The following is a 23,115-nucleotide window of genomic DNA, read 5'->3' as shown; positions in this document are numbered from 1 at the left end:
GGTGGCGTGAGAGAATGCAATCGGCGCGGTGGTTTTATACGTCGAGGAACCGAACGTCCTTCGCCTTGCGGGTGATAAAGGAGCGGCGAGCCGCCACGTCATCACCCATGAGGATGGAGAACAGCTCGTCGGCAAGCTGCGCATCGATCATGTCGACGCGGCGCAGAATACGGGTGCTGGGGTCCAGGGTGGTTTCCCACAGCTCCTTGGCGTTCATTTCGCCCAGACCCTTATACCGCTGAATGCCATCGTCCTTATTGATCTTACGGCCCGAGTCCAGGCCTTCTTTCAGCAGGTGATCCCGCTCCGCATCGGAATAGGCGAAACCAGGTTCGCCTTTAGCCCACTTGAGCTTGTACAACGGCGGCTGTGCCAAATACACGTGTCCCTGTTCGATCAATTGCGGCATGAACCGGAACAGCAGGGTTAGAAGCAAGGTGGCGATGTGCTGACCGTCGACGTCGGCGTCGGCCATGAGAACGACCTTGTTATACCGCAGCTTCTTAATATCAAATTCGTCGTGGATACCGGTACCCAATGCGGTGATGATGGCTTGGACTTCGTTGTTCTTCAACACCTTATCCAACCGGGCCTTTTCCACGTTGAGGATCTTACCGCGTAGCGGCAAAATCGCCTGGTACATGGAGTCCCGGCCGCCCTTAGCGGAACCACCAGCGGAGTCACCCTCCACGATGTACAGCTCGGACTTTAATGGGTCTTTGGAACGGCAATCGGCAAGCTTACCGGGCAATCCACCAAGGTCGGTGGCGGACTTACGGCGAACCATTTCGCGCGCCTTGCGGGCGGCAACCCGGGCGTGCGCGGAGGAGACAGCCTTGGTGACAATAACTTTCGCCTCCGCCGGGTTTGCATCAAACCAGTCGGCGACGTGCTCGTTGACCGCTTTTTGCACGAAACCACGGACTTCAGAATTACCAAGTTTGGTTTTGGTCTGGCCCTCGAACTGTGGGTCGGCAACCCGAACAGACACGACCGCAGCCAAGCCTTCCCGGCAGTCTTCACCGGTGAGGTTAGCTTCTTTTTCCTTGAGAATCCGATGCTCACGAGCATACTTATTCATCAACGAGGTCAGTGCGGCACGGAAGCCCTCTTCATGGGTGCCGCCCTCGAAAGTATTGATGGTATTGGCGAAGGTGTGCACGCTTTGGGCGTAACCGCTATTCCATTGCATGGCGATTTCGACCTCGTGTTCCTCGCCTTTAGCCTCAAAGCTGACGATGGACGGGTGAATTGCCTGCTTGGTCTTATTCAGATGCGTGACGTAGTCTTCCAGGCCATTCGGATAGTAGAAGGTCTTCTTCTTTTCCTTCTTTTTAGCCGGTGGCTGCTGGGCTGCGAGGTCGACGGTCTCGTCGACGTCGTCGAGCGAAATAGCGGCGGTCTGCGCGGCGTCCCCAGCCTCTGCGAGCTCCTCAAGTGCGATTTCCTCGTCCGAGGCACGCTTATCCGTCAAGGTTATGGTCAAACCCTTGTTCAAGAATGCCATTTCCTGCAGACGGCGGGCGATGGTGTCGAAATTGAAAGTTGTCGTTTCGAAAATCTCCGCGTCCGGCCAAAACCGCACGGTGGTACCGGTACCTCGGGCGTTGCCGCCTTCCACCAGATTCTCCGGAATGGCGTTATTGAAATTCTGATACCAGTGCTTACCATCGCGTTTGATGTCAGCTTCCACCCGGGTGGACAGCGCATTCACCACGGAGATACCCACACCGTGGAGACCACCGGAAACTGCGTAAGATTCGGAGTCGAATTTACCACCAGCATGCAGCTGGGTCATGACGACCTGCACCGTAGGTGCACCAGAAGGGTGCATTTCGACCGGGATGCCACGACCATTGTCGATAACTTCGATGCCGCCATCTTCCAAGATGGTCACTTCGACTTTATCGGCATAGCCTGCCATTGCTTCGTCAACCGAGTTGTCTACGACTTCCCAAACGAGATGGTGTAGTCCTCGCTCGTTGGTGGAGCCAATATACATGCCGGGGCGTTTACGAACAGCCTCCAGCCCTTCAAGGATGGTGATTGATGAGGCGCCATATTCGTGTTCAGCGGTAGCCACGTAACCTAGCACTCCTTTAAAAAATTTTAGATTTAGACCGTTTCATTCTACACTGCCTAGCCCCCTACATAGAAAAGGTTTCGGCGCGTCGTAGACCCAAATAGACAAGTTTTTGGCAATTGTTGACGTTTCAGCACCGATTCTGGGGTGCTTTGAGCGATGTGGGGCAGCGGATCGGCTAACCGTAGGTGTCTCTAGGGCCGCGGCCTTTCACGTGCAGCGAGCCGAACCGCCAGCTGGGGGTCTTGGGGCCGAAAATCTTCAGTTCTACGACCACATCCGGGCCCACTTTTTGGGCGATCGTTTGTAGGATTTGGCGTTGCATCATCCGCAGATTTGTCGCCCACGCAGTCGAATCGCACGTGATAAATAACGCTTTATCTTTGAGCATCTCCACTTTGGTATGCGCCGCCACGTGCTCACCGACCAGCTCTGGCCAGTGCGAATGCACCCAGCCGCCCGCGATCGGTTTGCTCCAGCCTCTGTTTCGGATTTCGCGTTGCACCAACGCCCCAAACCCCTCCAGGCTGGTCTGGCCATACGGAATGTAGCGGCCGTCTTTTCCAGTGGGGCGTCCGAGTTCGCGCGGTTTTTTGTCCCGGTTTCTGCTTGTCGACGCCCGATTCGCAGCAGCCGGTGCAGCTAGATCGGGAAGTTTCCCGCCGCGGTTTTTCGCCTCTTCTCGCATTCGTTTAAAGGTGGCTGCGACCGAATCCTCAAAATTTTCTTCCGCCTCACTCATTTCGATTCCCCAATCGAAGAGATAATCGATATTCGGCCGCTGTCGGTGTCCTCAACATCCACTCGGAATTGCTGCATCTCAGATTCCGCGAGGTTATCCGGCAAATCCCCATCCACTGCGGCGGTGATAAGCACCTGTTCCACCCCGGTTGTTAATTCAACCAACCGTTTGCGCCGCTTGGCATCAAGCTCAGCAAAAACGTCATCTAAGATGAGCACCGGATCGGTGCCATCTGATCGCAACAGGTTAAATTCGGCCAACCGGAGTGCCAATACCATCGACCAGGTTTCGCCATGACTGGCAAAACCTTTGGTCGGCGCGTCACCTAGGTAAATCTCCAGGTCATCGCGGTGCGGCCCCACCAGCGTTTGGCTGCGTTCGATTTCCTTTTTCCGTAGATTCCCAAGCTCAGCCAACATGCTTGCTTCGATGACCGCGAGGTCGTCGGAAAGCTCTGGAACCGTGGAGCGATAGGAAATGCGGGCTGGCCGGGATTCCGGTGCAATTCCGGCGTAGGATTCGGAAACCTCGGGTTGTAATTCGGCCACTAATTCCCGCCTGGCCTGGATTAATTCCGCGCCTAACTGTGATAGTTGTGCGTCCCACACATCGAGGGTACTCAAGGTGCCGTCGTCGTGTCCGTAGCCTTTGCGCAGCGCAGCACTTGCGGTTTTTAACAAGCTGCTGCGCTGTCTGAGCACCTTGTCGTAATCGGCTTTCACTCCGGCTAGCCGGGGTTTCCTAGAGGTGAGAATGTTGTCCAGGTACCTGCGGCGTTCGGTGGGTTCACCGCGAATAAGTGCTAAATCTTCGGGGCAAAACAACACGGTTTTGACCACACCGAGCACTTCACGAGGGGTCTTTAACCGAGTACGGTTGATCTGCGCCTGGTTAGCGCCTTGTGCTTTTATCAGCAAATGTGCAGACAGTTCCCGCCCCTGATTGATGGCAGTGACCGAAACCCGAGCGGACTGCCGCCCCTGGCGAACCAGGGGGGCATCGGTGCTGACCCGGTGTGACCCTAGATGCGCGATATAGCCAATTGCCTCGATGATATTGGTTTTCCCAAACCCATTCCGGCCGATGAACAGGGTGATTCCGGGTTTGAGTTCGACATGGCACTCAGGCCACGAACGGAAATCCCGCAGCTTGAGTTGGCGAATGTACACAGCGGAATCGTCTTTCTTGCAAAGATTATCCAGGCAGGCGAACGGGCATCAACAAATAGGTGAAATCAGTCTCCGGGGTTGGGAACATACCCTCAGCATTCGCCTCTGGCATTTCCTCAGGTTCCGGCACCAAAATCGCCGGGCGCGAGGCCTCCGTAAAGCCAAAGACAACGCGGTTGGTGCGGATAACGCTCAGCCCATCGCGCAGATAACCTGGGTTGAAGGCGATGAGTAATTCATCTTCCCCGGTGTAGGCACACGGCACGGATTCCTCGGCGTGCCCGGCATCGGAGCCACCGGCGGACAAAATGACCTCACCGGGTGAGAATTGCATCCGAATCTGGGCATTGCGGTCAGTGACCAAGGCGACACGTCGAATAGCGTCTTGTAGTGCGGAAATCTCAACACTAGCCATCGACTTGTGCTGCTTAGGCAGAAGTGGGGCGACGTTAGGGAAATCCGCATCCAGCATCCGGGTGGTGGTTTGCCGATCTTCGATGTGAATACCAAACAAGCCATCGGCACCGATCGACTCGCCGGTTCCCACCGCGATCTCGACTGGTTCCGAGGAATTGGCGTCTAAGGTACGTGCGTTTTCCAGCAGGTTTTTCGCTGGGATCAACAGTTTCGCCTGGGCATCGGCAACAGCGGGTGCCCATTGGAAACTACGCAATGCTAGGCGGAACCGGTCCGTGGCAGTAAGCGTGACATTTTCGCCATCGATTTCCATGTGGACGCCAGTAAGCATCGGCAGCGTGTCATCCCGACCTGCGGCTGCGGCGACCTGTGTAACCGCATCGATAAACAACCGGGGGTTAATTGCACCGGTGACCTCGGGTAATGCTGGCAATGTTGGGTAATCGTCGAGTGGAATGGATGGCAATTCGAAGCGTGAGGAGCCGCACACTAATTGCACCATGGAACCTTCAACGAAAACCTTGATCGGCTTGGAGGGCAACGTCGCGGTGATCTCGGCGATCAACTTACCCGCCACCGCGATGCGTCCTGGCTGGTTTACCTCAGCGGGGATGCGGACCTTAGTGGAAACTTCGTAGTCGAAGCCAGCAAATTCTAACCCGTCGTCATCGGCGGTAATGAGCATAGCTCGAAGAACCGGTTGCGTAGGTTTGGACGGCAAATTACGAGCGACCCATGAAACAGCGCTAGCTAAATCGTCTTTCGCTACTTCAAATGACACGTTTGGTGCGTCCATGTGAACACTGGCTCCTTCATTCGCAAATGGGTAAATCGTGACCAAGGTTATCAAATTACAAGTTCCAACCTACCTGTGTGCCTGGAATTGGGAAAGTTGTTATTTGATTTTTTCTTCTCAAGAGCGCGCGACATTTCGCCTGATACGCGATTCGATTTCCCCAACCCTTCTTTCTCTTTAGATATTTAAAGAAATTTTAGTGGTAACAACAGTAAGTCCTGTGAGTACTGTGGATAAGGGGTGATCGTGGCAGCTTATCGACGAAAATTTGGATGTTAGTCTTGCTGTTCAAAACCTGTGGATAACTTTGGGGAATTGTGGAAAACTTTATCCCCAGCGGAAATTTTCACAATTCATCCCCAGTTCTAAACATGTTACTCACAAGAAAATCGGGGTTATGCACAGGGCTAAAATGCCACTTCACAGCCACTAATTGTGTCTATGATCACCAAATTACAATTTTGTAATTACAGGGGTGTGAATAAGGTTGTGGATACTGTGGATAACTTCGGTAACGAGGGCGGAAGCGTCGAAAAGCAAAACTGGGCTCCCGTAAATACACGAAAGCCCAGCTGTTTGTGGTTGTTACGGCTAATTGCGGCCGTAGTTTTTAATCTTCGACGTGAGTTTCTGAATCTCGTCGTAGGTGTCACGTTTTTCCGTGATTTCTTTACGAATCTTCCGGTCCGCATACATCACGGTGGTGTGGTCCTTGCCACCGAATAACTCCCCGATCTTCGGCAGCGATAATTCAGTCAGTTCCCGGCACAGATACATCGCCAACTGGCGGGCATGCGCGATGGGGCGTGATTTGGTGGTGGACACTAATTGTTCGTGGCTGATGTCGAAAAACTCAGCTGTGACCAGCATGATTGTATCCGGAGTGATTTCAACACTTTGCTCATCAGGCATGATGTCCCGCAGCGCCTCTTCGGCGGTATGCACATCAATCGGTTTGTTATTAAGCGAGGCGAAGGCGGAAACCCGAATGAATGCACCCTCTAATTCCCGAATAGAGGAATTAAAACGCGAAGCGATCAATTCCAACACATCCCGCGACGTGCTAATGCCATCAGCCTGGGATTTCTTCATCAAAATGGCGATACGGGTTTCTAAATCCGGTGGGTAAATATCCGCGATCAGGCCCGCCTGGAACCTCGTGCGCAGCCGGTCTTCCAACGTTGTCAACTGCTTCGGCGGCCGATCCGAGCTTAAAACAATCTGCTTTCCGTTCTGTTGCAACGCATTAAAGGTATGGAAAAACTCTTCCTGGGTACCCTCTTTACCCTGCAAAAACTGGATATCGTCGACCATCAAAATATCAAGATCGCGGTACCTGCGTTTAAAGGATTCCTGGCGGTCGTCACGAACCGAATTGATGTAATCGTTGGTGAATTCTTCGCTAGAAACGTATTTAATTCGCAATTTCGGATTCAATTGATGCGCGTAATTACCAATGGCGTGCATCAAATGGGTTTTACCCAGACCTGAATCGCCCCACACAAACAGCGGGTTATATGCACGGGCTGGTTTTTCGGCGACCGCGATCGCTGCTGACGTTGGCAACTTATTGGAATCGGAAACCACATAGGTATCGAACGTGTATTTTTCGTTCAGCGATGCTTCCCGATTTGGGTTATGAGCAGGCTGTTCCCGGGTGCGCCACGCGGGTTGCGCCTCAACCGGATTAGGTACCTGCTCCGCATGGCTAATCCCCCACCCTTGCTGTTGCTCCGACTGTTGGGGATACCCCGAAAAATACTGCTGTTGCTGGCTTAACTGCGATGCTGGCTGCGGTTGGCTGTGGTGAGGCTGAATTGGATAATGTCCGCCGGGAATTGGGGAGCCCATCTGTTCCGTGGCTGCTTCCGCCGGGATATTGACCGGCGGTGAAAACCGATCGGTGTCTGCGGAAAAACCCATCGGCTGCGGCATAGAAACTGCAGGTGAAGGGCCAAAATGTTGGGAAAAATTTCCGGCGGAATTCTGCTGGGTTTCACTATGATCCGCCATCTCAGTCGGCGGCATTTGCGGTTGAGGCTGTGGTTGTGGTTGTGGTTGGTGGATTGGTTGCGGCGGGTTGGTTGGCTGGTCCTGCTGCGTTACCCGGTATTCGAAGGGCTGAATCGCATTTTCCGGATCAACCGTCACCGCTAAGGAATACGAGCGGCCGAAACTTTTGGTTAAAGCCTGGCAAATAACTCCGCTTAATTCGGATTCAATAAATTCTTTTGCCAGGGGATGCGGCACAGAAATAAGCGCAACCCCCTCCACCAGTGCCAATGGTTTGGCTAAGCCTAAGTAGGCGCGTTGTTGTGGACTGAACGGATCGGCACCATTATTTTCCTGGGTACGGATCTGCACAATCTCGTTGACCACAGCATTCCACGTTGTTTGTAACGTTCTGGGCTGGGAGGAGTTGTCGGCCACTGTCGGTTAATCCTTGTTTCTACTAAATTTCTAAAACTCTATAACTTCATTATGTTGGTCACAGCCATATTGCAGGTTAACTAGCAGTTTGGCCGCAATACCAATCGATCGCGGTTTGCGTGTCATAAAAAGTGGTGAACGTGAAGACACGTTGGGGGTGAGTAACCACACACAAAGGTGCGGTTTTTCTTAACAGGCCAGCAGCTTAATTGTCTGCGTCTGGCTTCGCTTTATAGCCTTACTCATCAAGATTAATTACCGTTACCTTTCTGTAAAGAAACTCACCGCTTCATCCACAAGATAAAGCCGCTTGTTAGTCGATTGACCACGGCTTCCACAGAGTTATCCACAAGTGTGAATAACCATTTAAATTACGCTTTTCACCAACTTATCCACAACCCGGTGCTGCGATTGTGGATAACTTTGGATTGAATTTTATGGGTGTTTAGCTGCGATTTTACCTGAAATGTTCACGATGAACCGGCGCTATCGCAGAGTTATCCACAGGTATGGCTTCGCACAGCCTGTGAATGAGGAATGTCAGAATCTATTGTTACTCGCTTGTTTGGAGGAATGTCTACATATGCATTGAATGCTATGGATGTGATTCGGCTTCAGACTAGCGTTGAAATAACGGATAGATAACATCACCCAAGGCAGGGGCAAAATTTTCGCCCTGACCGGCGGTCGAATTACAAAAATGTCATTATTGGGGTGGTGCGGGGGTGCGGGCGTGTCGATTTGGTTTGCGCTGGTTGTTTCACGTAGTCTGTACAGGTCTGTCACTTCAGTATCTACCTACTGAATGTGCATTTTAAGGAGAGAACTATCACCGGATTTTCCGCTGACTGTTTTGTGCTTTCTTATTGTTCCAGCATTGTGCCGGTGTGTTAAAGAATGTGCTCCTTGAACTATCATCATCCAACTTTGGGTGTTCTTTTTATCTTTAGCCAATTAGGCGGAGCTAAAAAGCCCACCTGTTATCACTTACATTAGGAGTGTTTACCGTGACCAAGGGTAAGCGGACGTTCCAGCCGAACAACCGTCGTCGCGCGAAAAAGCACGGCTTCCGTATCCGTATGCGCACTCGTGCTGGCCGCGCAATCGTGGCTGCACGTCGCCGTAAGGGTCGTGCAAAGCTCACCGCTTAAGCGCACACATAACGCAAAGTATTAGCAACGGTGCTCCCGCAACAGCACAAAATCACCAGTTCCGAAGAGTTTCGTCAAACAATTCGGAAAGGTAAACGTGCAGGCGGGGGCACCGTTGTTGTGCATCTTGCCCACAGACGCCCTTCGAAAGTCACCGACGACACGTCGCAGTCGCTTGCGCCCATGTGCAACATTAATGATCTCACCACTTCCCCACCGCGGTTCGGACTCATAGTCTCCAAAGCCGTTGGCAATGCCGTCGTCCGGCACGCGGTGAGCAGGAAACTGCGGCCCATCATGATGGGACTGGTCTCGGAACTAGAACCGGGAGACCGGCTCATCATTCGCGCCCTACCGCCAGCGGCCACCGCCACCTCAAAGGAGCTGACTGCCGATGTGCAAAAAGCACTTAGAAAAATCAAACGGCGCGGCTGATTCGTCGAAAAGCACCCCCTCGCTTATGGCTCGGGCGCTAGGTTTGATGGTTCGCGGCTATCAAAAATATCTCTCTCCCTTAAAGTCCGGACCGAGTTGTCGGTTCGAACCCAGCTGCAGCGCCTACGCGTTAGGCGTTATCGAAGAATACGGCGCATTTTGGGGGCTGATAAAAACGCTAGCCCGACTGGCAAAATGTGGGCCGTGGCACCCCGGCGGCTACGACCCGGTTATCCCGAAATCCCGCAGCGACACCCAGCGGAAGAATTGAGAATATTCCGCCGTTGAAAACTTATAAATAGTTGTTCCGACCAAAGCTAAGTACACTTTAGTTCCATAGCTTTAGCTTCACACTTTAGAAACATAAATTACTTGAGGAGTTTTGACTCACAGTGCTCAACTTCATTTACTGGCCAATCTCGGCCATCTTGTGGTTCTGGCACAAGCTAGTAAGCCTTGTCCTAAACCCAGATTCCGGCCTGTCCTGGGTACTAGCTATCGTCCTGCTCACCGTCACCATTCGTGTGCTGTTGGTGCGACCGACAATTAAACAGATGCGGTCCATGCGCAAAATGCAGGAAATGCAGCCGCGCATGCAGGAGATTAGAAATAAGTACAAAAACGACCAGCAAAAGATGCTGGAAGAATCCCGAAAACTGCAAAAAGAAATGGGAGTTAATCCCATCGCTGGATGTTTGCCCATTTTGGTGCAAATGCCAGTATTTTTGGGTCTATTCCATGTGCTTCGCTCCTTCAACCGTACCGGTACCGGTGCCGGCCAATTAGGTTTGAGTATTGAGCAAAACCGGATGACCCCCAACTACATCTTCTCCGCAGAAGATGTACAGTCCTTCCTGGACGCCCGGGTTTTCGGCATCCCGCTCTCGGCATATATCTGGATGCCGGAGGATATGTATCAGGCCTTCCAGCCGGTCGACTTCGACTGGTTGGACATCACCTGGGTAGCTGCGCCGCTCATTATCATCATCGTTGTCGCGATCCACATGAATGCTCGACTGAGCATCGAACGGCAAAAAGCCCGGATCGCCTCCGGCAAGCAGAAGCCAGCCGGAAATGACCAGATGCAAATGCAGATGGACATGATGAACAAGATGATGCTGTGGTTCCTGCCGCTGACCATCTTGGCCACCGGTGTTCTGTGGCACATCGGCCTGTTGTTCTACATGGTGTCCAACAACGTGTGGACCTTCTTCCAGCAGCGGTACGTCTTTGCCAAGATGGATGCCGAGGAAGAAGCAGAGCTGCAAGCAAAGCGCGATGCGAAACGCGCCACCGCGCCGAAGCCAGGCCAGCGGCCAGCCGGCAGCAAAAAGCGTAAGAAGCGCTAATTCGCTTTTTTAACGCCTCCGCCGCCATCAGCATTGTGTCAATGTTTGATGGCGGTTTTCGCGTGTGAATTGTACGGGGTGGGGCCAATTGCCGTGTACAGTTTTTAGTGAACAAAAGGTGGTGAAAAACCCACACCACCAAACCACAACGTCGCTGGTTTTCAACCCACCAATCGACGTTATAACCGCTTGAAAAACAATGCAGAACCGCATCTGGAAAGAAAAGGAATAGTGCGTGGTAGAGAAAGAAAACCCCACCCCAACCGACACCACCGCACCCAGTGACTTCCCGGCCCCTGCTATCGCCGCGGAAATTTTCCAGGAAAACCTCACCAACGCCATTCGTTACCATCATCTGCTTGCCACCGATGGTTTGGAACGGGGGTTCATGGGGCCGAGGGAACTCCCCCGGTTGTGGGAACGCCACATCCTCAATTGCGCGGTTATCGGTGAAGCGATTGACCCACATGTCACCGTGGCCGACATCGGTTCCGGTGCGGGATTGCCCGGCATTCCATTGGCGCTGGCTCGGCCGGATCTTGAGGTGTTTCTCATTGAACCGCTGTTGAAGCGCTCGACGTTTTTATCCGAGGTAGTCGAAACCCTGGATTTGCCGAATGTCACGGTGCTGCGTGGCCGGGCTGAAGAAAAAGACATCAAAAAACAGGTCGGCACCGTCGATGTGGTTACTTCCCGGGCAGTTGCACCGCTGGGCAAGCTATGTGGGTGGTCGCTGCCGCTGGTTGCCAAAGGCGGAAAAATGCTGGCCATGAAAGGTTCTTCGGTTCATGAGGAATTAGCCCGCGATGGTGCGCAGATTAAAAAGGCTGGTGGTGGCAAAGCGAAAATCTTTGTCGTCGGCAAGCAATTGCCGGAACCGACCACATTGATCGAAATACCGAAGATTCGTTAGAACATCTGTGGTGTGGAATAGCCGCGAAATAGGCACTAATCTGGAAACGACGAAACCCCAACAACAAACGAAAAGATAGTTAGGTAGTCATGGAAGAAACGAACTGGGACGACACTCCGATCGCTGCAGCTGCGCGGCGTGCAGCTCAGGTGTTGACACCTAATACTCTCCAACTTCCGCGACCACCACAACCACGCCATTTGGTGGTCGCGAACCAAAAAGGCGGGGTTGGTAAAACCACATCCTCGGTAAACCTCGCAGCCGGTTTAGCGGTCGGCGGGTTAAAGGTCCTGGTAGTTGACCTGGATCCCCAGGGCAATGCTTCCACCGCACTAGGGGTTGATCACCGGGCAGGAACGTTATCGAGCTACGAATTGCTTATCGGCGAATGCACCGCCGAACAAGCGATGCAACAATCCACCACCAGCGAAAACCTTTTCTGTATCCCCGCCACCATCGATTTGGCGGGTGCCGAAATCGAATTGGTATCTATGGTGCGGCGCGAATATCGGCTATCGGATGCCCTGCACTCCACCTTCATCGAAGAGGCCGGTTTCGATTACGTCTTTATCGACTGTCCACCATCGTTGGGGTTACTTACCATTAACGCCATGAATGCGGTGAATGAGGTGCTCATCCCGATCCAGTGCGAATACTACGCGCTGGAAGGCGTGGGGCAGCTTCTCAATAACATCACCATGATCCGGCAGCACCTCAACCCGGATCTGCATATCTCGGCAATCCTGCTGACCATGTTCGATGCCCGCACCAAACTCGCGGAGCAGGTATCCGATGAGGTCCGCGACCACTTCGGCGAAGTCGTGATGCGCACCAGAATCCCTCGTTCGGTGAAAGTCTCTGAGGCACCAGGTTTCGGCCAGACCGTTCTCACCTACGATCCCGGTTCCCGGGGCGCGATGGCGTATCTGGATGCCGCCCGCGAGTTAGCTCAGCGCGGCGACTACCCGCCAACAGAAGACTCCGGCGCGATCGGCATGCCCCCGGAAAGCAGCGCGGCGGACGATAATTCGCCAGACGCTGTGACAGCCGATAATTCCCACGATTCAGACTCAGTTGCCACCAATGAGGAGGACTAACCGATGACCTCACAAGACCAGCGTAAAGGCGGGTTGGGCCGCGGACTCGCGGCATTGATTACTGGTCAGCCAGATTCCCGCCTGGGTCATGGTGCAGCCGATATCGTTATCGGTGGGGCGAGCGCGCCTGCTGGTGCACAACCTGCATCGGTAAAGACCGGGACTGCACAGAAGAAGAAACCTGCCCAGCGCGACGCGAGTGGAGCCCGAGTCAACCCCATCGTTGCCGAAGCGGCTGAACGCAATGCACAACGCAATAAAGCGGCCGCCGCACCTGACACGGCGACCGAATACGGGGCCACGTATCAGGAAATCCCTATCGGATTGCTGTTCCCGAACGTAAAAAATCCCCGAAAGGTCTTCGACGATGAAGACTTGTCGGAACTGGTGCACTCCATCAAAGAATTTGGGCTTTTGCAACCAATTATCGTGCGGGATTCCGGTGATGGCCGCTACGAAATCATCATGGGTGAACGCCGGTGGCGGGCGGCCTCCAAGGCGAAATTAAAGACCATTCCTGCCATCGTCCGCGACACCCCGGATAATTCCATGCTGCGGGACGCGCTATTGGAAAATATCCACCGGGTACAGTTGAATCCGCTGGAAGAAGCCGCGGCTTACGAGCAGCTCCTGAAAGAATTTGAGGTCACCCAAAACGAGCTTGCCGATCGCATTGGGCGTTCTCGGCCGGTCATCACCAATATGCTGCGGCTATTGCAGCTTCCGGTCGCTGTGCAACGCAAGGTCGCAGCTGGGGTGCTCTCGGCTGGTCATGCCCGCGCCTTGTTGGGGCTTAAGGCCGGCAAGCAAGCCCAGGAAAAACTCGCCGAGCGGGTAGTTGCGGAAGGCTTATCGGTGCGCGCCACGGAAGAGGCCGTGACGCTGCTGAACCGAGGCGATAAGAAGCTTCCTGCCCCGAAGCGGGAGAAAGCACCTACGCCGGAGTTTTTGACCCATGCCGCTGAATCGCTTGCCGACGACCTAGACACCAAAGTGTCGGTCTCCATGGGTAAGCGTAAGGGCAAAATTGTCGTTGAATTTGGCGGTCGGGAGGACTTTGAACGCATCATGGCCTTGTTGAGCCATAAGGGGTAACCCGCCATGGATGCCCGGCTGCAACGCTTGACTACCGAAGCGATTCCGCTGGTGCATTACAACTGCGCACGCAGTGTTTTCTGGGAGCTTTGCCCCAGCGTCCAGGATTCACCTCGCCTGGACGCTGCCTTTGAAAAGGAAGTATGGTTGGCCACCGGATTATTGGAGGGGGATTCTGGTGGCTTCAATCTGATTCATCCCCGCCCGACCGTCGCCCCGATTCGGTCGATCGCGACGATCTTGTATTGCAATCCGGCTGTGGCACCCGGTGTGGTGCAATTGCCCAGCGCTCCCGTCTCGTCGGATGCCCGGTTAATAACGTCGCTGCATATCGACCCGGTGATTGCTGATACCGGGTTGGAAACCGTGATGGTGGACGCCGTGGTGATGGAATTGGTCGCGGCGGAAGTGCCTGCGGTTGAGGTTTTTGGCCTGCGCAGCGAGGCCGTAGCCGACGCTGCTTTAGTGGCCGATGCGGCGGTAGCGCGAATAGCCGAACGCGCCGCTGCGGTGGGGCTTATCGACGTCCATATCTGGGAATCGGCTGGATTTATGGTGGTTCAGGACCACCCGGTGCTACCCCGGTTGAGAATGGAATTGCCGCCAGTGCGGGAATTGCTCACTGCACTGGCGGCGGAGGAACTACTTAACCGGATTTACGCTTAAACATCAAGCATTTCTTGTTCGAGCAACTGGCTGAACTTGTAGGTTCCGGTGGGTTGATCATCGCGATCCATCAGATACAGTCGCTTAACGGCAACGACGATTGCTTCAGCAATGGCGTCGCGTTTTGCCGGATTGGTAAGGATTCGGACGTCGCCTGGGTTGGTGAGGTAGCCAGTAACCACTTCTACGCACGGCATCTGTGTCATACGAAGCAAATCCCAGGTGCGGGCGTGGTTTCCGCAGTTCACCAGTTTCGTGCGGGCCGCGATTTCCCGTTGGATGAATCCCGAGAGCAACTCGCCGGTCATGGAGGAATTGCCCATCTCGGAGCCGAAATAGAATGTTGCGCAGCCAGACGCCTTGTCGTTGCGGTAGCGATCGGCCTGCAAGCAGATCATCAGATCAGCATTAAAAGCGTTAGCGATGTCCGCGCGCTGCCGAAGTGACGGGTTGTCCTGACGGGGGCGAGACACAATGGTCTCCATACCGGCTGCGATCATGCGGCCTTCGACCCGGCAGGCCAAGTCCCACATCAATTCTTCTTCGGTGATGTCGCCGTAGATGCCGCTGACGGTCAGTCCCTTATCGGCACCGCCAAGCGACGGATCAATCACGACCCGTTTTCCGGTCAAGCGCGGGCCGGCCGCTCGCATGCGTTCCCGTTCATGGAGGGTTTGGGGGGAACCGCCGGTGATCCTGCGGCCTAGCCGCCCGAGGGCGCGAATGGTGTTCGGCCCACAGATACCATCCATGTTCAGGCCGTAGTTCATTTGGTATTTCAGCAAACCTTGATGGGTGCAAGGGCCGAAATGGCCGTCGATCCGGTCGGCATAAAAGCCGAGTTCTTGCAGTTGCTTCTGCAATTGGACGACATCGTCGCCGATCATTTCATTATTGGGCTGATAACTTAACACCCGTGCGCCCAGCCTGTACGACGCCTCCCGGAGAACCCGGAGTGTGGTTTCATCAATCTCGCCGGAGGCGATAATACCTCGGGATTGTTGGAAGCCGCGGAGGGCAGCTTCCAACTCCGCGTCGAATATTGTGTCTGAGTCCTTGAAAACCTGGTCAGTTTTTACATCTTGACTAAAATTGGGGATCAACCCAAGACGCGCCAACGCAGCACGTACTTCGGCGACCCGGGGGCTATGGTCGCCGACTTTCAACACCTCAGACACGGTACTCCAATCCATTGCAATTCAATCTAGTTCTAATGTAGTAAATCGATTGTTGCTTTGGATCAGAATACCAGTCACAAATGATTCTCGAGTTTCGCCACGATCGCTTGCTTGTTGCGACCAGGCAGGAACTGGTCCACTAGCTCGCCGTTCTTGTACACAATAAGGGTAGGGATAGACATGACTTGGAACATTGCGGCCAAGTTACGTTCCTGATCAACGTTAACTTTGCCAACCACGAGCTTGTCGCCGTACTCGGCTGCGATCTCCTCAATGACCGGGTTGAGCTTCTTGCAAGGGCCACACCATTCCGCCCAGAAGTCCACGAGGACTGGCTTATCGGATTCGACGACTTCGGAACGGAAGTTTTGTTCGGTGATGGTCACGATAGACATAACATTTTTCCTTTTCTGTGATTATTTGACTATGGGTTAAGCTCCGGGACAAACCGCACCCGGTTTGTCCCTACCAGCGTGTGAGAACAGTTTATAGTTCGGCCAGGTAGTGTTGGGCATCGATAGCGCCGCGACAACCGGAACCCGCCGCGGTAATCGCCTGACGGTAGTGGTTATCTACCAGGTCGCCGATGGCGAAAACGCCTGGGATATTGGTGCGGGTCGATGGGTGCTCGACGACGACATATCCGGCGTCGTCGGTGGTTACAACGTCGCTGAAAAACTGCGAGCGAGGCTCGTGACCGATGGCGACGAAGAGCGCGGTGGCATCCAATGTGGATGTTTCCCCGGTGACGGTGTCGGTGAGCTCTAGGCCGCTTACCGCGTTGTCCCCCAGCACCTTAGAAACGGTTTTATTGGTGAGGAACTTGATCTTTTCGTTGTTCCTTGCCCGCTCGAGCATGATCGGAGACGCCCGGAATTCCTCGCGACGGTGCACGATGGTGACGGTTGATGCGAACTTGGTGAGGAAGGTTGCTTCCTCCATGGCCGAATCGCCACCACCGATAACGGCGATGTGGTGGTCTTTAAAGAAGAACCCGTCGCAGGTGGCACATGCGGACACTCCCCGACCAAGTAATTCCTGCTCGCCCGGCACGTTCAGATAACGCGGAGCGGAACCGGTCGCGAGAATAACGCTGCGGGCGTGGTGCTCGCCGGAATCGGACCAGACCTTTTTAATGTCGCCGGTCAGATCAACTTTAGTGACTTCTTCCATCCTAAGATCCGCGCCGAACTTCTCCGCTTGGTTGCGCATGTGATCCATGAGCTCGGGGCCCTGGATGCCCTCGGGGAAGCCGGGAAAGTTCTCCACCTCGGTGGTGGTCATCAACGAACCGCCGGATTCGTAACCTTCGAATACAACTGGCTTAAGCTCGGCCCGTGCCGCATACAGGGCCGCGGTGTAACCGGCTGGCCCGGAACCGATAATGATTACATCATGTACCGGGGTTGCTGCTTCGGTCATGTAAACTGCCTTCCATTTGACGGATGTCTAATTATTTCTATCGGGGTGTATTTTCCCTATCCAATACAACCACGTGGAAGTCCAGTCTATTCCGCCTTGCTGCTTGTGGTGACGATCACCCCGCGATTTCGCCCAGCATTTCTCGGATTTGTGCCTTCGCTCGCGCCCGGCGCGACTTGATGGTTCCGGGTTTAACTCCTTGTATTTTTGCTGCTTGCGTGAGGTTATAGCCTTGGAAATCCATGAGGATAATGGCGTCGCGGTGTTCGGTTGGCAGCGAGTTGACGACTGTGTTTACTGTCATAGTTTCAGCGTGGGTTTTTAAGGGATCGTAGCTGATGCGGGAGTCGCGTGAATACTGTCCGTCGGGGTCGTCGAGTTCGGCGACTTCTTTTTTGATAACGCGGTGCCGGTAGTCGTATGCGGCGTTGCATACAAGCCGGTAGAGCCAGGTGCGCAGTTTGGCGTAGCCGCTGTATTTATCGAGGCTGCGGCTGACGGTGAGCAGGGTTTCCTGCAGGACGTCTTCGGCATCGTGGTCGCAGTCGACGTGGCGGCGGGCAGCCCACCAGAGCATGCGGTGGTGTCTGGTGATGATGGCGGTAAACGCGTGGGTGTCGCCAGCTAGGTAGGCGGCAATGAGTTCGTCGTCGGTTGCGTCCTGATACTTTTCGACGTTTGAAGGTGGTTGTTTATACAGATTGGCGTCGGATAGCCGTGTGATTTCTTCGGTGGGTATGCCGGTAGTCGACTCGGCAGTCGACGTGGTGTGCGTTAGTGTGTGTTCCACCATTTCTCCCCCAAGATGTATAAATTAGCCTTCTGGTTAGTCGGGTTAAATGCTTAACTATTGGAAATGACTTCCTAGTTAATGTTTGACTAATATGTGCTGGTTTTTAAAGGTTTTGACTGCGTAATATATTTATGGCGATTTTGCTGCGAAACCGGAAGTTAGCAGTTTTGTTGTTTTTTGTGGGGTGCTACCAGCAGATATTCTAAAACTCTGTAATCGCAGCGTAGATTTTTTAGCGTTCTTTCTAACCCCGATAGGGCGCACCTATCCATTGCCCCCGTTGCATATTTTCCCGATGTGCACAGCAGAAACCCCGCCGGCGGAAGCACCGTGGTGCCACCACCCGCGGGGTATGACGTGAGAGTGTTGTCGGCTACGGGGAGCCCACCAATTGGATTTCCGCTATCGTTGCCGGAGTTCCATCAGCGCTGTTTCCGACCCACACCACGACCTCGTTGACCGATTCCGGGTTAGAAAGTGGGATGCTTGTCCGGGATTGGGTGATGGTGGTGCTGGCAAGCTCATAGCGCTCCAGCAGCGTCTCGATACCGGTCCCGGTGGCGGCGGTGGTTAATTCCGTATCGGCTGCACCCAACACCGTGATCTCGGTGCCGATAGATGCTCCACTGATGACAACGGTATTAAGCATCTGATTCTCGGGCAGCGTGATGAGCAAGCCGGATTCGGGGTCCGCATTCCACACCGTCGCCGGGTCATTGTCATGGCCCAACGCTGCGGTTTCGCTCGGTACTGGCCACCCCCATGCTGATTCGGAATTAAGAATGACGCCAGGATGCGTCTGGCTTGTCGACGGAATAGAGGTGAGCGTTTCCGGTTTCAGCGGCGACTGATCGTTATCCCGATTGACCCACGATGTGAGGTAGGCGGTAATCAACGCGGCCACGATCACCAACAGCGTCGCCCCGAGAATGACGATACCGGTGGCGGTGGTGGAATAACCCTTGCGGCCGAAACCAGGGGTCTCCACAGGTTTCGGCGCTTCCTCCTCGATAACCGCAAGCGATTGGTCCAGTTCGCTGGTGTGTTGCTGCGGAACGTCCTTGAATAACTCGTCGTAGGCACCTGGCAGGTCCGACAATTCGCAGGTTAGCAGCGAATGTATGCTCTCGGGCGCGGTGGGGGCGTCGATAAGCGAACTCAGCGCGGTACGCAGCGACCGTAGATCTTGTTCCGTGGATGCCGAATCCAAAACGGCGGGGAACGCCAGCACCGCGATGCCGTCGGTATTGATCCGGATTCGGGCCCGGTTATCCACACCGATGACACCCTGGGTGGTGGCTGCAACCAACGGCCGCATCGCGTGCGCGGCTGCATAGGGATTGACGTCTTCGTCTGCGACCGAGGCCAGCGAACTACCCGGAACCCAATCGGCGATCACCAAGCAGCCATTGCGGTACGAACGCACCTCAATATTCGACGCAATCGCCGGGCTGGCCAACCGGCCCAGGTTCAAAGTGCGCACCGCGACCCGTTCACTCGCAGCCCGCGCATCCGCCGGGCTGGCTGGCGCCAATGGCGCTAACCCGGAGGTATCGACGAACGTTAGCGCCACTTCCCTGCCGGTTGCTTTCTCCCGAGCATGCCAGAACCGTGCCCCAGACACCGAACCGTGATCCGCCAATAACCGGAACATGCCGTCGGAGACTTCCGCGCCGGGTACCAGGCGCGGCCCCCGCACGATACCGGCAGACATAGGTGGTGGCACCGGGGTGGCGTTGAAGGAATCGTCGATATAGGTGGCCGCTGCCCGAAGCTGCTGCACCCCGCCCGCCTCGGGGATGTCGTCGCTGGCTGCAGGCGGGTTGATGTACTTGCCTACCCCAGGGATGCGTTGAACCACGCGGCCTAAGACCGCCAATTCGTCCAAGCCGGAGCGGGAAAGAACAATGCCCGTAATGATGAGGAAGAACAAGCCCACGATCGCCAATTGCACCAAATAGCCAATGCTGCCCAGCATGTTCCACACTGGGTCCAAGGTGTCGGATAATACGGCGATCAAACCGTAGGCAGACATTCCCGCGAAGATCGACGCCCCCAATGCCCAGGCGCAGGTACGGCCAACCTCAATGGTGCTGAGCCGCCCCAGCTTGCGGCGCAATAAGAACCCGCCGATGACCGCACCAGCGATAAAACCGAAACCATTAGCGGCCGCCAGCAACACCACAACTCGCTGCGGCGAACTGGCGAAAATAGGTGCCAGCATCGACAACGCCACCTTCGTGGCGGTGATGCCCGCGATAATAAACGTTGGGGTCCACGCTTCTTCCCGGGCGTAAAACACTCGCAGATGCAGTAACACAGTGGCGTATGGGATCAGGGTAAACGCGGAGAAGCTTAAGGTCCACCCCAGGATTGTTGCGTCGTTAAGGTCGAACTTGCCGTACAGGAACAACCCCTTGGCAATCGCTGTGCCAAAAATGGTGAAAAACACCACGATGGGAATAAGCGCGATAAAGGTCAGTTTGGAACCAACCACCAAATCCCGCACCACCGCGCGATCGTCACCATCGGCGGCATTACGCGACAACCGTGGCATGATCGCCGTCAGAAGAGTCACGCCGATGATGCCGTACGGTACCTGCAGCAATAACCACGCCTGATAGTAGGTATTCGGCGCCCCAGCATCCGCCTCAGACGCGATGCGGGTAGTAACCGTATAACCCCATTGCGATATGGCCACATACACCACAATGGCGGCGGCCATTCCGCCGAATTGCTTTAACCTGGCATCAATCCCCCATAGTGGCTTGAGCGACACCCCAGCCTTTTTAATGTACGGAACGAGAATCAAAGCCTGAACAATCACACCAAGGGTGGTGCCGATGCCTAACAGCATGATGTGTGGATCGAAAATACCCGCCGGATTCTTCGGATCTATTTCACCCGGGACGAACCAATAGGTGGTCATCACCGCCAGCACGATAATGTTGTTGATCACCGGCGCCCACGCGCCGGGTTTGAAAATACCCTTGGTGTTCAACACCGCCATGAGTAGTGCAAATAACCCGTAGAAGAAGATTTGTGGCAATAGCCAATAGGCGAAACTCGTCGCCTGTACCACGTTAACCTGACCCTCGGATTTCAGCATGATTCGGGTCAGCAACGGTGCCGCTATCACCGAGGCTATCGTGATAACTCCCAATAACGTCATCGCTAGTGTAAATAGTCGCCTGATAAAGGCTTCGCCCCTATCGGGGTCTTCCTTTTCGGCGCGCACCAGCACCGGCACCACGAGTGAGGTTAGCACCGCACCGAGAACGATTTCGGTTACCAGGTTGGGCAATTGGTTGGCGATATTGAACGCCGACGCGATGGCATTGCCCAGTGTTGCGGTAATTAAAACATTGCGCAGGAACCCAGTAATACGGCTTAGCAAGGTGGCTATCGCCATGGAGCCGGTTGATTGCAGCACCTTGGAATCGGAGGTATCCGTGGCGGCTTCCGTCACGTCACCGCCATCCGGTGCTTCGGTGGCTACTGCCACCGTGCCGTTGTTCTTGGCTGGTTGTGCCCCACGGTTCAGTGTCGTGGTAGTCGCGCCGGATTCCGCGGCCGCCAACGCGGCGATGGCCGGTGGTGCCTGGTTGAGCTTGGAACGGTCGTTGGCAGGTTTGGGCTGTGCCTGGACCTTCCGCGCTGTGGGCACAGGTGCGGGCGGCGTGGGCGGGATTATTCGTTGACGAAGTCCCGGCTGTTGACCGTTCTCACTCAAGTGCGAACACTCCTTGGGTTGATGCGGGTACATCAAGCAGCCTCACTGATAACGATCAGCAATTGCCGCATTGATTACTACTTAAATAACTCAGATTATCAGTGATAAAAGCTATCCCAGGAGTTCTTGTAGCATTAGTCACAACCAACCAGCGCGGATGACGTGCCAGCCTGTGCCCCAGGCAAGGTATTAGCCAGCACGTTAACCCGGAAATTTGTTCTTTGCTTTTCGACGTTTAAACGCCGCAGACCTACCACAGCCCGTCATACGCCAAGTGATCCGGGGTGGCTGCCTAAAACAAAACCATCCCCACACCTCAAAGCTTTCAGGAGTGGGGATGGTGTGCAGTCTTATTGGGTTGCTGGACCCACCGAAGGCGTTACAAACCGTATAGCCGGCTACTTGTCAAAAGCGCGCGATCGTTTCCGTTCTTGTCGCTGTTCAAAATCACATTCGCTAGTCACAAGGTCTAGCTCTTCTGTATTACCTGCCTCGCTGTCCACGATGGACATAGCTTCGCTAGCCACTGGGATACAAGAAGTACCATCATAAGCCTCTAAAGCAATGCAGACCCCTTCGCTTAACCGGTCTTCCCGGTAAGGTGCGATAGTCCACACCGTATATTCTGTGTTCTGAGTTCGCCACAAACCAATGACCACTGTTATGAGTTCAACCTTCTGGTTACGGTCAAAGGTTTCGGAATCCCTGATGTCTTCAATGAGCTTCCGTGGAAACGGGCGATCGTGTGCCACATCTACAGCCATGCCGTTACGATCCAACAGATCCAAGCACTCGGGAATGATCTCCTTAGTGAATTTTCGAACCCTATGGCCGAAAAAATCATAGTAATTGGAAGTGAACTTCATGGAACTACCCTCCCAGACTCTTGTGTGACCTCGATCATCCAATAACGCCACCCTATCCGGCGCTCACTGTGGTCCGAAACCCCTTTAGCGCTGTAGCGCAAAGATTTTCTGCAGTGTATCTACTGATTTTTGGCAAATCCCTTGTGGTGTTAATTCAGAAGAAATGTGGGATACTAGTGAACTGAAAACTATTCGTCCTCGATTCGTCGGCACGACTATCCTACAGGTATTTTCTAGATCTTCATTGTCATTATGGCGAGAGTTCTTTTGTTGATACCAGTGTTCTGGCAGTGGAATCACCGGTTCGGAGACAAGTTCCGCATAATAATCGACCTGCTCCGGTGCAAAAGCTTCAACTGACACGCTAAACACGAATCTATTATCAGCACTATCTGTTGGCTGTAAGATACAAAAGGCATGAAGGTCTCCCGACATATTAGATTCGAATGGAAACTCCAAGCCTAGCTGCGCGTATTCTTCCTTAGAAATCTCCGTACACGGATTGAAAATTTTAAAGTTCGGATCATTCGGGTCAAACGTGCCAGTACCCGTTTCTAAAACCTCCCCGAGCGTTTCCGGTTCAGCGGCTGGTGTTGAAACCAAATGCTGCTGAGTCTGTGCCTGGTTTTTGGCTGCGAGATAGTGGCTAATGGGGCCAGCTAACCCGCAGCCAGATAGAAAAAACACACAGCCGATTACTGCCGGAGCCGCTATGTGGCGTATCAGATGAGAATTCGCTTTCTCGCACGGAATGGTTTCTGACATTGTTACCTACCCTCA

The 23,115-nt window shown here is 54.2% G+C and carries 20 protein-coding genes; 8 read left to right on the top strand and 12 right to left on the bottom strand.

What is annotated here, in order from left to right; genetic code table 11:
- Nucleotides 1–34 precede the first annotated feature (34 nt).
- The 5 genes from gyrB to dnaA form a co-directional block, all read right to left on the bottom strand.
- Nucleotides 35–2,083, bottom strand: a complete 2,049-nt coding sequence (gene gyrB, locus Q4D85_RS07550; RefSeq protein ID WP_303199400.1) for a DNA topoisomerase (ATP-hydrolyzing) subunit B — start codon at nucleotides 2,081–2,083, stop codon at nucleotides 35–37.
- 178 nt (nucleotides 2,084–2,261) lie between these two features.
- Nucleotides 2,262–2,825: a DciA family protein gene (locus Q4D85_RS07545; RefSeq protein WP_303199399.1), complete on the bottom strand. Its 564-nt coding sequence runs from the start codon at nucleotides 2,823–2,825 to the stop codon at nucleotides 2,262–2,264.
- The gene (gene recF / locus Q4D85_RS07540) at nucleotides 2,822–3,994 is read right to left on the bottom strand and encodes a DNA replication/repair protein RecF (RefSeq protein ID WP_303199398.1); all 1,173 of its coding nucleotides are present in this window, start codon (nucleotides 3,992–3,994) and stop codon (nucleotides 2,822–2,824) included. The genes Q4D85_RS07545 and recF overlap by 4 nt, the downstream gene beginning before the upstream one ends.
- A 25-nt stretch (nucleotides 3,995–4,019) precedes the next feature.
- A complete protein-coding gene (gene dnaN / locus Q4D85_RS07535; protein ID WP_303199397.1) occupies nucleotides 4,020–5,207 on the bottom strand; it encodes a DNA polymerase III subunit beta in 1,188 nt (395 codons plus the stop codon).
- A 591-nt stretch (nucleotides 5,208–5,798) separates the two neighbouring features.
- Entirely contained in the window at nucleotides 5,799–7,637 is a 1,839-nt protein-coding gene (gene dnaA, locus Q4D85_RS07530; protein ID WP_303199396.1) for a chromosomal replication initiator protein DnaA, read from the bottom strand.
- A gap of 1,007 nt (nucleotides 7,638–8,644) precedes the next feature.
- On the opposite strand from dnaA, the gene rpmH reads away from it, so the two are divergent.
- The 8 genes from rpmH to Q4D85_RS07490 all read left to right on the top strand — a co-directional run bounded on the left by rpmH (nucleotide 8,645) and on the right by Q4D85_RS07490 (nucleotide 14,343).
- Nucleotides 8,645–8,788 carry a 50S ribosomal protein L34 gene (gene rpmH, locus Q4D85_RS07525; protein ID WP_083987655.1) on the top strand — a complete coding sequence of 48 codons (144 nt, stop codon included), beginning with the start codon at nucleotides 8,645–8,647 and terminating at the stop codon, nucleotides 8,786–8,788.
- Between the two features lie 30 nt (nucleotides 8,789–8,818).
- On the top strand, nucleotides 8,819–9,223 hold the full coding sequence (gene rnpA / locus Q4D85_RS07520) for a ribonuclease P protein component (RefSeq protein ID WP_303199393.1): 405 nt from the start codon (nucleotides 8,819–8,821) through the stop codon (nucleotides 9,221–9,223).
- A complete protein-coding gene (gene yidD, locus Q4D85_RS07515; RefSeq protein ID WP_303199391.1) occupies nucleotides 9,183–9,494 on the top strand; it encodes a membrane protein insertion efficiency factor YidD in 312 nt (103 codons plus the stop codon). Before rnpA ends, yidD begins: the two co-directional genes overlap by 41 nt.
- A 121-nt stretch (nucleotides 9,495–9,615) precedes the next feature.
- Entirely contained in the window at nucleotides 9,616–10,572 is a 957-nt protein-coding gene (gene yidC, locus Q4D85_RS07510; protein ID WP_303199390.1) for a membrane protein insertase YidC, read from the top strand.
- A gap of 301 nt (nucleotides 10,573–10,873) precedes the next feature.
- A complete protein-coding gene (rsmG, locus tag Q4D85_RS07505) occupies nucleotides 10,874–11,485 on the top strand; it encodes a 16S rRNA (guanine(527)-N(7))-methyltransferase RsmG (protein WP_303199425.1) in 612 nt (203 codons plus the stop codon).
- 89 nt (nucleotides 11,486–11,574) lie between these two features.
- Nucleotides 11,575–12,582 carry a ParA family protein gene (locus Q4D85_RS07500; protein WP_303199388.1) on the top strand — a complete coding sequence of 336 codons (1,008 nt, stop codon included), beginning with the start codon at nucleotides 11,575–11,577 and terminating at the stop codon, nucleotides 12,580–12,582.
- A gap of 3 nt (nucleotides 12,583–12,585) precedes the next feature.
- On the top strand, nucleotides 12,586–13,677 hold the full coding sequence (locus Q4D85_RS07495) for a ParB/RepB/Spo0J family partition protein (protein WP_303199386.1): 1,092 nt from the start codon (nucleotides 12,586–12,588) through the stop codon (nucleotides 13,675–13,677).
- Nucleotides 13,678–13,683: 6 nt separating this feature from the next.
- Complete coding sequence (locus Q4D85_RS07490) at nucleotides 13,684–14,343, top strand: hypothetical protein (protein WP_303199384.1); 660 nt, start codon at nucleotides 13,684–13,686, stop codon at nucleotides 14,341–14,343.
- On the opposite strand, the gene Q4D85_RS07485 is transcribed toward Q4D85_RS07490, so the two are convergent.
- The 7 genes from Q4D85_RS07485 to Q4D85_RS07455 all read right to left on the bottom strand — a co-directional run bounded on the left by Q4D85_RS07485 (nucleotide 14,340) and on the right by Q4D85_RS07455 (nucleotide 23,100).
- Entirely contained in the window at nucleotides 14,340–15,521 is a 1,182-nt protein-coding gene (locus Q4D85_RS07485) for an N-acetylmuramoyl-L-alanine amidase (RefSeq protein WP_303199423.1), read from the bottom strand. The genes Q4D85_RS07490 and Q4D85_RS07485 overlap by 4 nt on opposite strands.
- Before the next feature lie 74 nt (nucleotides 15,522–15,595).
- Entirely contained in the window at nucleotides 15,596–15,916 is a 321-nt protein-coding gene (gene trxA / locus Q4D85_RS07480) for a thioredoxin (RefSeq protein ID WP_303199383.1), read from the bottom strand.
- A gap of 91 nt (nucleotides 15,917–16,007) precedes the next feature.
- A complete protein-coding gene (trxB, locus tag Q4D85_RS07475; RefSeq protein ID WP_303199382.1) occupies nucleotides 16,008–16,943 on the bottom strand; it encodes a thioredoxin-disulfide reductase in 936 nt (311 codons plus the stop codon).
- Nucleotides 16,944–17,058: 115 nt separating this feature from the next.
- Entirely contained in the window at nucleotides 17,059–17,736 is a 678-nt protein-coding gene (locus Q4D85_RS07470; RefSeq protein ID WP_303199381.1) for an RNA polymerase sigma factor, read from the bottom strand.
- Nucleotides 17,737–18,109: 373 nt separating this feature from the next.
- Complete coding sequence (murJ, locus tag Q4D85_RS07465) at nucleotides 18,110–21,502, bottom strand: murein biosynthesis integral membrane protein MurJ (protein WP_303199379.1); 3,393 nt, start codon at nucleotides 21,500–21,502, stop codon at nucleotides 18,110–18,112.
- A gap of 365 nt (nucleotides 21,503–21,867) precedes the next feature.
- The gene (locus Q4D85_RS07460) at nucleotides 21,868–22,335 is read right to left on the bottom strand and encodes a hypothetical protein (protein ID WP_303199377.1); all 468 of its coding nucleotides are present in this window, start codon (nucleotides 22,333–22,335) and stop codon (nucleotides 21,868–21,870) included.
- 84 nt (nucleotides 22,336–22,419) lie between these two features.
- Entirely contained in the window at nucleotides 22,420–23,100 is a 681-nt protein-coding gene (locus Q4D85_RS07455; protein WP_303199375.1) for a hypothetical protein, read from the bottom strand.
- Nucleotides 23,101–23,115 lie beyond the last annotated feature (15 nt).

This window comes from Corynebacterium sp. (assembly GCF_030532965.1).
Lineage (GTDB): Bacteria > Actinomycetota > Actinomycetes > Mycobacteriales > Mycobacteriaceae > Corynebacterium.
This window is presented reverse-complemented; position numbering and strand designations above follow the sequence as displayed.